This window comes from Actinomyces ihuae (assembly GCF_001457875.1).
Taxonomy (GTDB): Bacteria; Actinomycetota; Actinomycetes; order Actinomycetales; family Actinomycetaceae; genus Pauljensenia; species Pauljensenia radingae_A.
This window is the reverse complement of sequence record NZ_CZPX01000004.1, coordinates 561,351-573,414: the sequence shown is the minus strand read 5'-3', so window position 1 is coordinate 573,414 and position 12,064 is coordinate 561,351. Positions and strand designations below refer to the sequence as shown.

10 protein-coding genes are annotated in these 12,064 nt (G+C 59.5%); 2 read left to right on the top strand and 8 right to left on the bottom strand.

The features are described from left to right. The first annotated feature begins 16 nt into the window (after window positions 1-16). Entirely contained in the window at window positions 17-334 is a 318-nt protein-coding gene (locus BN3002_RS03770) for a YciI family protein (protein ID WP_058236659.1), read from the top strand. Window positions 335-347: 13 nt separating this feature from the next. Here BN3002_RS03770 and BN3002_RS03765 read toward each other — a convergent pair whose 3' ends face one another. From BN3002_RS03765 to uvrB, 4 genes are all read right to left on the bottom strand, one after another. Beyond that, window positions 348-1,133, bottom strand: coding sequence for an alpha/beta fold hydrolase (locus tag BN3002_RS03765; RefSeq protein ID WP_058236658.1), 786 nt, complete (start codon window positions 1,131-1,133; stop codon window positions 348-350). A gap of 32 nt (window positions 1,134-1,165) precedes the next feature. After that, window positions 1,166-3,565 (bottom strand): HAD-IC family P-type ATPase, encoded by a 2,400-nt coding sequence (locus BN3002_RS03760; RefSeq protein WP_058236657.1) that lies wholly within the window; start codon window positions 3,563-3,565, stop codon window positions 1,166-1,168. Beyond that, window positions 3,565-4,668, bottom strand: coding sequence for a TerC family protein (locus tag BN3002_RS03755; RefSeq protein ID WP_082628512.1), 1,104 nt, complete (start codon window positions 4,666-4,668; stop codon window positions 3,565-3,567). The genes BN3002_RS03760 and BN3002_RS03755 overlap by 1 nt, the downstream gene beginning before the upstream one ends. 169 nt (window positions 4,669-4,837) lie before the next feature. After that, the gene (gene uvrB / locus BN3002_RS03750) at window positions 4,838-6,946 is read right to left on the bottom strand and encodes an excinuclease ABC subunit UvrB (RefSeq protein ID WP_058236656.1); all 2,109 of its coding nucleotides are present in this window, start codon (window positions 6,944-6,946) and stop codon (window positions 4,838-4,840) included. A 129-nt stretch (window positions 6,947-7,075) separates the two neighbouring features. On the opposite strand from uvrB, the gene BN3002_RS03745 reads away from it, so the two are divergent. Next, window positions 7,076-8,782, top strand: coding sequence for an alpha-glucosidase (locus BN3002_RS03745; protein WP_082628511.1), 1,707 nt, complete (start codon window positions 7,076-7,078; stop codon window positions 8,780-8,782). A 4-nt stretch (window positions 8,783-8,786) separates the two neighbouring features. On the opposite strand, the gene BN3002_RS03740 is transcribed toward BN3002_RS03745, so the two are convergent. Genes BN3002_RS03740 through BN3002_RS03725 form a run of 4 tightly spaced genes read right to left on the bottom strand, consistent with a single transcriptional unit; the run spans window position 8,787 to window position 12,056 of the window. Further along, the gene (locus BN3002_RS03740; protein ID WP_058236654.1) at window positions 8,787-8,987 is read right to left on the bottom strand and encodes a DUF6199 family natural product biosynthesis protein; all 201 of its coding nucleotides are present in this window, start codon (window positions 8,985-8,987) and stop codon (window positions 8,787-8,789) included. Between the two features lie 9 nt (window positions 8,988-8,996). Next, on the bottom strand, window positions 8,997-9,692 hold the full coding sequence (locus BN3002_RS03735) for a copper homeostasis protein CutC (protein ID WP_058236653.1): 696 nt from the start codon (window positions 9,690-9,692) through the stop codon (window positions 8,997-8,999). Next, the gene (locus BN3002_RS03730) at window positions 9,667-10,593 is read right to left on the bottom strand and encodes an ROK family protein (protein WP_257525470.1); all 927 of its coding nucleotides are present in this window, start codon (window positions 10,591-10,593) and stop codon (window positions 9,667-9,669) included. The genes BN3002_RS03735 and BN3002_RS03730 overlap by 26 nt, the downstream gene beginning before the upstream one ends. A 5-nt stretch (window positions 10,594-10,598) precedes the next feature. Next, the gene (locus BN3002_RS03725; RefSeq protein WP_058236651.1) at window positions 10,599-12,056 is read right to left on the bottom strand and encodes a M81 family metallopeptidase; all 1,458 of its coding nucleotides are present in this window, start codon (window positions 12,054-12,056) and stop codon (window positions 10,599-10,601) included. Window positions 12,057-12,064: the final 8 nt, after the last annotated feature.

Below are 12,064 nucleotides of genomic sequence, written 5' to 3'. Positions count from 1 at the left end.
CTGGGATAATTGACCTATGCGTATCTATGTCGTTGAGTACACGTATGACACCAAGTTGAATTCTCTGACGCAGGATTTCCGCCCGGCGCACCGCCGTTTCCTGCGGGATCTGTATGCGAAAGATGTTCTGCTGTCCTCAGGTTGGCTCCGCGATGCGATGCATGAGGGTGCCCTCATCATCTTGAAGGCAGAGTCCGCCAATGTGGCGCTGAAGATCCTCGAGGATGATCCGTTCTACGTTCAGGGGTTCATCATTGATCGGCGCATCATGCAGTGGGAACCGACCATCGGCAGCCTGGCCGAAGAATTCGACACGAAGTTCCCGTACTCGTAGATTTCGGCTGCCTCTAGTCGACCAGCCCTTTGAGAGCCCGAGCCACCAGCTCCGGCTTCTCAACGGCGCTCATATGCCGCGCCTGAGGGATGCGTGCCACCTGCACAGTCGCCCCTCCACTGCGGATGGTGCGGGCCAGTTCGTCAGCGCCCGCCCAGTTCAGTGAACCGTCCTCTTCAGCGCTGATCAGGAGGGTTGGAGTGTGGATGCTCGCAACGTCGCCACGCATGTCCGTACTGGCGAGGACCTCGCAGCACTGCGCGTATCCCTCGTCATCACAGTTTTCGAAGATCCTGCGAATCGCCTCAACGCGGTCAGCACCCTCCCCCGAAGCAAATTCAGGCATGAACCAGCGCTCGAACGTTGCGTCCACCAGGCTTGCTGTGCCGTCGCGACGCACAGCCCCAGCTTTGTCGTACCACTGATCAGGCTGACCATTGATCGGCCCGGCACTCATGACGGTGAGGCTGCGCACCCGCTGAGGATGTGTGATTGCAGTAGCCATGGCGACCATGCCACCCAGTGACAGTCCGGCGCAATGAAACGTATCGACGCCGTGATCATCCAACGCGCCAAGCAATGCTTCCACAATGTCGGTCATCTTCAGTTCACGGTCGACCGGAGCAATCGGTGTTCCCCCGTGCCCGGGCAGATCGTAGAGGACAATATAAAAATCGTCGCGAATCAAGGGGATGACGCTCTCCCACATGTCGTGGCTTGATCCCAGTGAATGTCCCAGCACCAACGCCGGAGCATCCTCGTTTCCCAGGATCGTCAGCGGCAGCTTCCATGCAGTCATCTTCAACTCCTTCACGTGGTATCTCCGCACTGTCAGTCTAGTGGCGCACCGTCCGTTTCAGCCTTTCGCTGGTGGCGCAATGAGTATGCGCGATGCGCCGCTTCGATGAGGATACAGGCGGTGAGGCCGCACGCGAGGATCACCCATCCGTCGTGCGCTGCCGGCCACTCCAGCGCAAAGAAATTGCGGACGAATGGGATGAATATTCCCGCGACAGCGCAGGTCAGCATGAATGCAATCAGTCCGGCGCGCCACGAATTGACCGGGCGTGCGGTAATGGACAGGAGCCACAGTGCACCACACATCAACGACAACGCGGCAGCGGTTTGGCCCTCCACTTGTCCTACGCCCACCATCCAGTACGCAATCAACGCAGCTGCAGCCAACACGCACCCTGATGGAACGGCCAGGCCGAGCACGCGCTTCAAATATCCGCTGACGTATCGTCGCCTGTTCGGTCCCAGCGCGATGAAGAATGCCGGGATTCCGATGGTCAGCGCATCAATGTAAGTGAAGTGACGGGGCAGGAACGGGTAGTGCCAGGCGGCAAGGGCACAGATGACGGCAATGAGGCTGGCGTAGACCGTCTTGGCCAGGAAGAGCGCGGAGACACGTTCCATATTCGCCATGATGCGCCGCCCTTCAGCGACGACCCCTGGCAGAGCTGCAAACGCTCCATCGACCAGCACGATCTGCGCCACCGCTTTCGTGGCGCGGGCACCGCTGCCCATCGCGATTCCCAGGTCGGCATCTTTCAGGGCAAGTGCGTCATTGACGCCGTCACCCGTCATCGCGACAGTATGCCCGCGAGACTGTAATGCCCGCACCATTGCGCGTTTCTGCTCCGGAGTGACACGTCCGAACACATCATGATCCATCACGGCCTGCACGAACGCGTCGCTGTCCATGTCCTCAGGCAGGGTGCGCGCATCAATCCCGCGAATCGTCGCTTGGTCCTCACGCAATGAGGCCACGTTCGCAATAGCCTGCACAGTCGCGGGATTGTCACCTGATATCACACGTACCCGCACGCCCTGCCGACGGAAATACTCCATTGTGTCAGCAGCGTCGGGGCGGATCTGTTCACGCAGGACGATCAGCGTGTTCGGCTGAAGTCCCTGCGGCAGTTCCTCCCCCATTAACGAGGGCGCTGCCGGCGCACAGCTGAGCACCACAACGCGAAGTCCCTGGTCGGCAACGCGCGTGACGTGATCCAGCACATTCGCGTCAGTCACCGTCATTTCCGGAGCGCCCAGCACCCAGGCCTGCTCTCCATCACTGAATCCCGACCATTTGCGTGTCGAATTGAATGGGACGCTCCAGTTGGCAGACAGGTCAGCTGGCTCCACCTCGAGTGCCTGCGCCTTCAGATGAGCAACGATCGCTTCCGCAGTTGCGTTGTGTGTGGAAGCATTGAGTGTCAACAGTGCGCGGACGGCACCCTCGTCAATTCGGTCACCGCTGTCACCCGCGCCTAGGGGAATCATGGAATCGACGCTCACTCCGCCAGTGGTCAGCGTTCCCGTTTTGTCAACGCAAAGGGCATCCACACGCGCGAGGACTTCCACCGCGGGAAGCTCATTGACGAGGACTTTGCGCCGTGCCAGTGTTGCCGCGCCGAGGGCGAAGTTCATGGAGGTCAGCAGAACCAGGCCCTGCGGGATCATACCGACAACTGCCGCGACCGCCAGGACGAGTGCGTGCCGCCATCCACCACTGAGTGGATCGAGGCGGATCTGCGACCATACGATCAGCGCGGTGACGGGCACAATCAGCCACGAAATGACCCGCAGGACGCGGTTAATGCCCTGCTGAATCTCGGAGGTGGTGCGCGTGAACCGGCGGACCTGTTCAGTGAGTGTGTGGGCGTAAACGGCGTTGCCGACAACAGTGGCTTCGATAAGGCCGCCGCCTGAGACGACGGCGGTGCCGGCCAGGACGCGGTCACCCTGCTTTTTTCTGATCGGTACGGATTCGCCCGTCAACAAAGATTCGTCAATGTCGAGGCTGTGGGAAGACTGCACGATTCCATCGACGGGAACCTGGTCCCCCAGGCGCAGCTCGATGATGTCGCCGCGTACCACGTCTTCCGACAGGACCTCGCGCTCTTCACCATCCCGCCACACCAGCGAATGCGGCGCGTCGACAATCGCCAGAGAATCGAGCGTTTTCTTCGCGCGGTATTCCGCCGCGATACCGATGATGGCGTTGAGTACCATCACGCCGCCGAACACTGCGTCCCGCCAGTCCCCCACAATCAGTACCACAACAATTGCGGTGGTAAGGATCGTGTTGAACAGGGTGAAAACATTCGCTCGCGCTATTGATCCGAGCGAGCGGGACGTCTTCGTATGGTGATGGTTGACCTCACCCTGACGGGTGCGTTCTTCCACTTGCGCGGCCGTGAGGCCGGATGGCCCGGGTACTGGCATCAGTCCACTGACGGACGCGGCTCAGTATGCTGCTCGTCGGAGTCAGCGACCTCACGCACCGAGAAGCGTGCCGCATCCTGCTCGGCCTTGGCACTGCGATTAATCGGCTGAGGTGCCCGCTGGGCGTTTGAGTGGCGTGACTTCAGGATCGAGGCAATCACCGTGATGATCAGCGTTCCGGCGATGACGGCAAGTGAGAGCGGTGTGCCCACCTCGGGGACGCTTTCGAAGCCCTGTCCACCGTTAATGAACGGCAACGTGTTCTCATGCAGGGCGTGCAAAATGAGCTTCACGCCGATGAAGCCAAGAATGACGGCCAGGCCGTAGTGAAGGTACACGAGACGATCAAGCAGTCCGTCGATCAGGAAGTAGAGCTGACGCAGGCCCAGCAGGGCGAAGGCGTTGCACGCGAAGACCAGGTACGGCTCTTTCGTGAGGCCGAAGATTGCCGGAATGGAGTCAAACGCAAACATGAGGTCGGCTGACCCCAGAGCGAGGACCACCAGCAGCAGCGGTGTCACAGCAGTCCTTCCGCCATGGCGATAGAGGAACCGGTCCGAGTAATACCCGTCGGTGACGGGAACGATGCGGCGCACGAGGCGGATGAACCCGTTTTCACCCTGTTCGGATTCTTCCTCGTCTCCGCCGGTCCCCTGGCGTGCCTGAGAGTATGCCGTCCATAGCAGCCATGCACCGAAGATAAAGAAGACCCAGGAGAAGCGCTCAATCAGTGCGGCACCGATCAGGATGAAGATCAGGCGCATGATGAGCGCAATGATGATGCCGCTGAGCAGCGCTTTTTGCTGATATTCTCGCGGCACTCTAAACGAATTCATAATGATGACAAAGACGAACAAGTTGTCGAGCGACAGGGACCATTCGGTGATCCAGCCGCCGTAGAACTCTCCGGCATACTGGCCGCCATAAATCGCCCAGATCCCGATTCCGAATAGCATCGCGAGAGAAACGTAGCCCACAGTCCACAATGCCGCCTCTTTCATGGTGGGGGCGTGCGGTGTACGGACATGACCGATGATGTCGATAGAAATAAGCACAATGACGACGAGGCCTAGGCCGACCCAGCCGAGCGCGTGAACGTCCACGTAAAACCTTCCGTGTTCGGGGTGATACAGCCGAGGTCTGGTCCGCCTGTCTGCGACAGGCCTCGGTACCGGGTTCGCTGCGCGCACGTAGCGTCCCGAGATGACGATACCGGGTTAAAGGATTACTCCCCTCGTGGATCTCATACTACCGCGTTCAGACGCCCCGGAATCAGTTTGCTTCCTTCATCTGTCGAAGCTCACGTTTGAGATCCGCCACCTCGTCACGCAGCCGGGCGGCCAGCTCGAACTGAAGATCGCCTGCCGCCGCATGCATCTGCGCTGACAGGTCGTCAATGAGCTGCGCCAGTTCAGCTTCAGCCTGAAGTCCCAGTCGTTCACGGGTATCCCTGGCGTGGCGCAACACGTCGTCGCTGGCTCGGGCATGTCCGATGGGCTTGCCGGAGCGTTCCTGACGGTACCCACCTTCCAGCAGTGATTCCGTGTCAATGTCCTCGCGTGCGAGCATGTCTGTCACGTCAGCGATCTTCTTGCGCAGAGGTGTCGGATCAATGTGATGTTTTTCGTTATAGGCAATCTGCTTGGCTCTGCGCCTTTCGGTTTCCTCAATCGCCGCACGCATCGAATCGGTGATGTTGTCGGCGTACATGTGAACCTCGCCCGACACGTTACGGGCTGCGCGGCCAATCGTCTGAATGAGGGAACGCGTTGAGCGCAGGAACCCTTCCTTGTCCGCATCCAGAATGGACACGAGCGATACTTCGGGCAGGTCGAGGCCTTCTCGAAGCAGGTTGATCCCGACAAGGACGTCGAACTTGCCCTGACGCAGTTCCCGCAACAGTTCCACGCGGCGCAACGTGTCGACATCCGAGTGCAGATATTCGACGCGAACGGAGCGTTCGGCCAGATACGTGGTGAGGTCTTCTGCCATTTTTTTGGTCAATGTGGTGACGAGGACGCGCTCATTGCGTTCCACACGCACCCGGACTTCTTCGAGCAGGTCATCAATCTGTCCCGAGGTAGGCTTCACAATCACCTTCGGATCGACCAGGCCAGTTGGGCGAATGATCTGTTCAACAACTCCGTCGCAACGCTCGAGCTCGTAGGGGCCGGGTGTGGCCGACAGATACATGGTCTGCCCGATGCGCTCAACAAATTCATCCCACTTCAGTGGCCGGTTGTCCATTGCCGAGGGAAGACGGAAACCATGATCGACGAGGGTGCGCTTACGCGACATGTCGCCCTCGAACATGGCACCGATCTGCGGAACCGTGACGTGAGATTCATCGATAATGAGCAGGAAATCGTCCGGGAAATAATCCAGGAGAGTGTGCGGCGGCGTGCCGGGGCCGCGACCGTCAATATGGCGTGAATAGTTCTCCACACCCGAGCAGGTGCCGACTTCCTTGAGCATTTCCAGATCATAGGTTGTGCGCATGCGCAGTCGCTGCGCTTCGAGAAGTTTGCCCTGAGATTCGAACCATTCGAGGCGTTCGGCCAGTTCATCCTCAATCGACTTGATCGCACGCTTCATACGCTCTTCGCCAGCGACATAGTGAGAGGCCGGAAACAGGTAGACCTGGTCAACGTCACGTATTACGTCACCTGTCAGCGGGTGCAATACGGCGAGCTGGTCGATTTCATCACCGAACATTTCGATGCGGATAGCGAGTTCCTCGTACACCGGGATGATCTCGATGGTGTCCCCGCGCACACGGAACGTGCCGCGGGTGAATGACATGTCGTTGCGCACGTACTGCATATCCACGAAGGCGCGCAGCAAATCGTCGCGGTCAATGACCATTCCTCGCTGCAAATCCACCATACGTGCCACGTATTCTTCAGGCGTGCCCAGGCCGTAAATGCAGGACACCGACGAGACCACAACCGTGTCCCGACGCGTCAGCAATGAGTTGGTTGCCGAATGTCGCAGGCGTTCAACCTCGTCATTAATGGAGGAGTCTTTTTCAATATAGGTGTCTGTCTGAGGCACGTATGCTTCAGGCTGGTAGTAGTCGTAGTACGACACGAAGTATTCGACCGCGTTCCTGGGCAGGAATTCGCGGAACTCGGCGGTGAGCTGAGCGGCCAGCGTCTTGTTGGGCTCCATGATCAGGGCGGGACGCTGAATTTGTTCGATGAGCCACGCGGCCGTTGCCGTCTTGCCGGTGCCGGTCGCGCCCAACAGCACGACATGTTGTTCCCCACCGTTGATGCGTTCGGCAAGCTCACGAATCGCGTGTGGCTGGTCGCCTGAAGGGGAATACTCCGCGATCACTTCGAAAGGATGTTCCTGGCGTAAGATTCGTTGCCCGCTCATACGTCCCACCGTAGTCGCTGCAGACTGCTACCGCTTCCCGCCCATGGAGCAAGTGTCCTAGACTCATATCTATATGAGTGCCTGCATGCGCCATAAGACCAGAGTTGTCTTCGATGAAGGTGGATTACTGTGACACATACTGCTGATCAGCCCCAATGGTGGAAGTCCTCGACTGTTTACCAGATCTATCCTCGGTCTTTTCAAGACTCCAACGGTGACGGCATCGGTGACATTCCCGGCATTACATCGCGGGTGCCGTATCTGAAGAAACTCGGTGTTGACATCGTGTGGCTGTCTCCCCTGTACCGCTCCCCTATGGCCGACATGGGATACGATATTGCGGATTATCAGGATGTTGATCCGATGTTCGGTACCCTCGATGATCTTGATGAGCTGATCGCGCAGCTGCATTCTCACGGCATGCGCCTGATCATGGATCTTGTAGTTAATCACACCTCCAACCGGCACCCCTGGTTCCAGGAGGCGCTCGACCCCGCATCAGACAAGCGCGACTGGTACATCTGGCGCGACCCGCGCCCGGGAGCAACCGCCCACGAGGTGCCGGCAGGGCAGCGCCGCGGTGATGAGCCTAACGACTGGACTGCGGCATTTAACGGCCCGTCATGGACGTGGCACGAAGCCTCCCAGCAATACTACCTGCACCTGTTTGCGCCTGAGCAGCCGGATTTGAACTGGGACAACCCTCAGCTGCGCCAGGCGATCTTCGAGATGATGTGCTGGTGGCTTGACCGAGGCGTTGACGGCTTCCGCATGGACGTCATCAACCTGATTTCCAAGCCTGAAGGATTCGACCAGCCTGGCGAAGGCTCTATCACATCGGCCGCTTTCGGCCCGCACTTCCACGAGTACATCCAGCAAATGCACCGCGAGGTGTTCGACCGCTATCCCGACCGCGTGTTCTTCACCGTCGGTGAGACACCGGGTGCCACACCCCATGATGCGATTTTGACCTCTGATCCGGCGCGCCGCGAGTTGGATATGATCTTCCAGTTCGAGCACATGGGGCTGGACAGTGCTGACGGGGACAAGTACCACATTCGCGATCTGCATTTGCCTGACATGAAGCGCAACCTTGCGCGCTGGTCGCAGGAACTGGCTGGAAAGGGCTGGAACTCCCTGTACCTGTCGAACCACGATCAGCCGCGTCCCCTGTCGCGCTATGGCGATGAGGAGAATCACCGCTACCATTCAGCCACCGCATGGGGCGCGATGCTGCACGCTCACCCGGGCACACCGTTCGTGTTCGAAGGCGAAGAGATCGGCATGTCGAACTACCCGTGGTCCGGTATCGACCAGTTCAAGGATGTGGAAACGATTGGTCAGTGGCGCCAGTCAGTCACCCTCGACGGCCAGGATCCTCAGGCAGTGTGGCCGGCGATCGTGAAGATGAGCCGCGACAATGCCCGCACCCCGATGCAGTGGGATGCGACCGAGAACGCCGGATTCACGACCGGTGAACCGTGGCTGCCGGTGAACCCGAATTATGAGACGGTCAACGCGCAGGCACAGGTTGATCAGGCAGGCTCCACGTTCGAGTTCTACCGCGCGATGATCGCGCTGCGCAAGGAGTATCCGATTCTGGTCGAGGGTGACTTCGAGCTGGTCGAGCCAGATGATCCATCGATGTGGTGGGTGCGGCGCACCCTGGGCGGCCAGGTGCTCGATGCGGTGGCGAATATGTCCTCGCATTCCATTGCCTGCGCTGTCCCCGACGGCGACGTGATCTTGTCGAACCGTCGTCACGACAACGGGGATGACTGGGAGTACGCGGCTCTGGCCCCGTGGGAAGTCCGGTGGGTGATCCACCCAGCTTAAGTGCTCACCCGACCAGGGTGCTGCCCAGGTAAACGGCCACGAGAATCAGCCCGACCCCGGCGATGCGCTGAGAGATCAGTGCTCGCGAGGGGGCGGGCTGTTCCGATGCTTGCGTGCCGCGTACCAGAAGCTTCCAGATGATCTGCGGGCGGATGACCATCAGGAGGCCAAGGGCGCCAAAAAGGACGACGAAAAACCACAACATAAGGTGATTTTACAAATTCTGCCCGCGAACCACAGCGACGATTCGCTGCGCCTCGTCAGGATCGGTGCGTCCTGGCTGCTGTGCCGGAGCACGCATATGCACTTCAGTCGCTCCGGTGCTATGGATCACGGAGGCGACATTGTGCGAGCGCAAACCGCCCGACACGAGGATGATCATCTCTCCAGCTGCGCGGTCTGTCAGGTGGCGAATATTCTCCACGTTGACCACAGACGCATCACCGCCGGTGGTAAGCACTCGATCGAATCCCGCACAAATAAGCTGGTCGAGGCTTCGGTCCATATCCTGCACGGTGTCGAAGGCACGGTGGAAAGTCAGTGGTCTCTCCCCGGCCGCGTCGCGCCACAGTAACAGCACATCCTGATCGATCTCGTGGTCACTGGTCAGCCCACCGACGACAAAACCCACCGGTATGTCGGTGTGGTCGGTGCGTTCACGCAGGCGTCGCATCGCCTCGGCAATGTCGCGTTCCTCACCGGAGGGCATCACGAATGTGCCGGGACGGGGGCGGATCAGCACCTGCATCCCGCCTGACGGTGCGACGCTGAGCGCGCTGTCCACCACTCGATCAGAAGGAGTCAGGCCTCCGCAGCTCAGGTCATCGCACAGTTCGACTCTGTCGATGCCCATCTGTGAGGCAATCTGCACTCCCTCAGTGTCTTCAACACATAACTCGATAACCGTCATTGATCTTCCAGTCGTTCCACATCTGCCGGTTCGCAGCCTGGGCACCCAGGATCGCGGCTCCCCACTTCCCTGCCTCTGCGCCCAGGCGGGCCGTCACAATTTCGGGAGGTGTTCGCCACGCCATCAGGTCACGCAGGTGACGGCGCACCGGTTCCAGCAACGTCTCACCGGCGTTGGACAGGCCCCCGCCGACAACGAAGCGGGTGGGGTCGAGGGCGAAGGTGAGGTGCGCGAAGCACAGGGCCAGCGCGTAAGTGGCGGTATCCCATACTTCATCTGCAATGGGGTCGATTCCCAGCAGATCCTCTACCGTGCGAGCTGTTGCCTCTTTGCCGGTCTTCTGCGTGAAGCGTCGCGCGATGGCTTTTGCTGATGCGTACACCTCCGTGCAGCCTCGCTGTCCGCACGTGCATGTTTCACCATTCGGAATGACCGGCGTGTGGCCAACTTCTCCGGCGCTGAAGGCATCACCTGCCCACGGTCGGTTACCGTGGCAGATGGCTGCCGAAATGCCGGTGCCGATGGGAACCATGATGAAGGTGGGTGCGCCCTGGCCAGCGCCCAGGAGACCTTCAGCCAATCCTGCTGCCCGCCCGTCATGTCCGAGGCGCACCGGCCGTAAGCATGCTTCCTGCATGCGCTGGGCAAGGTTCACGTTCTTCAGTTCGAGGTTAGACGCATACTTGATAACGCCGGCCTCTTCGTCCACCACACCAGGTGTGATGACACCGATTCCGGCGACCTCTGGCCACTTGTCCACGATGGTCCGGGCGACGTGGCACGCTTGTTCGACCACGTTGCCCGGACGCGTGTCCAGGTGTACAGCATCGGTGACGTGTCCAGCTGAGTCCACCAGGAATGACTTGATGGACGTACCGCCAACATCAACCCCCGCAACCACGGTGTTCAAGAGATAAACACCTCTACGTCCAGTTTGGCGTCGGTCACATCCTCATCGAATGGGAACATCGGTCGGTCAATGCGGCGATGTCCCAGACGAATCAGATCCTGATCAACTCCGCCTGGAGTCAGTGCCATCATCCAGTCGGCCTGCGCCTTGTACAGATCCGGTTCCAGGTAGCCGATCTTGACTACCACGACATCGGGATCATCGATCGACAGCCCCAGTCGCTCATATTGCACGCGAGAATGGTATTGCATGCGCTGAGAGGTCACAATGACAGTCAGGCTATTGATCTTCAACGCACAGGTGCGACCACCCTCCGGATCGTCGATTACTCGGAGCACTGTCGCGTGGACCTTTTGCGGTCCGGGTTCACGCGTATCGATGTGCGCGCCCAGCTCAACATCGACCTGTGCCCCTTCACCGGCCTGATCCGCCATCTTCACGGCATTCGGATCAACCAGCGATGCATACAGAACGTTGAGCGCCTCATCCTTTACCGGTGCCCACTCCAGGAGCTCCGACAGCGCCGCAGTGCAGTCATCAGCACCGCCGGCACCGGGGTTGTCTCCGGAATCCGAAATGAAGAACGGACGCGGAGCGTCGAGGGCGTGCTCAAGGCACTCGCTCATGGTCCCCACGGGTGCAACGAATTCGAACTGATCGCGTACATCCCAGAAATGCTGAGCCAGACGCAGAGCCTGAGCCTTCACGTCCTCAGCGTCATCGCCTGTGACCACAACGGCCCCCTGGCAGCGTGGCTGATCCGCCCATGCGAATCCGACCCAGATTGCCGCGTCAAGAATACCGGGACGCTTTTCAACCTCCGGAATCATGGCATACAGCGACTTGGCTGGTTCAATACGTGTCGATGTCTTCTCACCAGGCAGCAGCACCGGCACGTGAACCAGTGCCTTAGCCGGCCTGCCTTTGCCACTGACCAGTCGTTCCACTAGGTTCACCGCTGCTCGCTTGCGCGATTCGAACGCATCCTCATGGGGTGCCATCCTGTAGCAGGTGAGCAGATCGCATCCTGCGAACAGGGCTCGGGACACGTTTCCGTGCAGATCCATGGAGGTCGAGATCAGGGGTTTATCTCCGACAACTGCACGGACGGCTGTGATCAGGTCACCCTCGGTATCGTCGTATCCCTGAGCGGTCATGGCGCCGTGGATGTCGAAGAAGACTGCGTCGACAGGTGCAACGGCGGTTAAGCCGTCAACTATTTCCTGCCGCCAGGCTTCGTAGTCTGAACGCAGCACCTGGCCGCCCGGCAGTGCGCGGGCGTGAAGGATCGGGATCCATTCGACCTGGCGCGCCCAGTCCTCGTCCATCCACGTGTAACGTGCGAGCAGCTCGTCACCACGGCTGACCTGGAAATCCTTTTCAGTTGAAACGTATGGGGTAAAAGTCGAGGACTCGATGTGGAGCCCACAAATTGCTATTCGCGGAAGAGTCATGTTTTTTC

Coding starts and splice junctions, on each gene's coding strand:
- BN3002_RS03735 (WP_058236653.1), bottom strand. CDS start 9,692: ATGACGGTTATCGAGTTATGTGTTGAAGACACTGAGGGAGTGCAGATT.
- BN3002_RS03740 (WP_058236654.1), bottom strand. CDS start 8,987: ATGTTGTGGTTTTTCGTCGTCCTTTTTGGCGCCCTTGGCCTCCTGATG.
- BN3002_RS03770 (WP_058236659.1), top strand. CDS start 17: ATGCGTATCTATGTCGTTGAGTACACGTATGACACCAAGTTGAATTCT.
- uvrB (WP_058236656.1), bottom strand. CDS start 6,946: ATGAGCGGGCAACGAATCTTACGCCAGGAACATCCTTTCGAAGTGATC.
- BN3002_RS03765 (WP_058236658.1), bottom strand. CDS start 1,133: ATGACTGCATGGAAGCTGCCGCTGACGATCCTGGGAAACGAGGATGCT.
- BN3002_RS03760 (WP_058236657.1), bottom strand. CDS start 3,565: ATGCCAGTACCCGGGCCATCCGGCCTCACGGCCGCGCAAGTGGAAGAA.
- BN3002_RS03725 (WP_058236651.1), bottom strand. CDS start 12,056: ATGACTCTTCCGCGAATAGCAATTTGTGGGCTCCACATCGAGTCCTCG.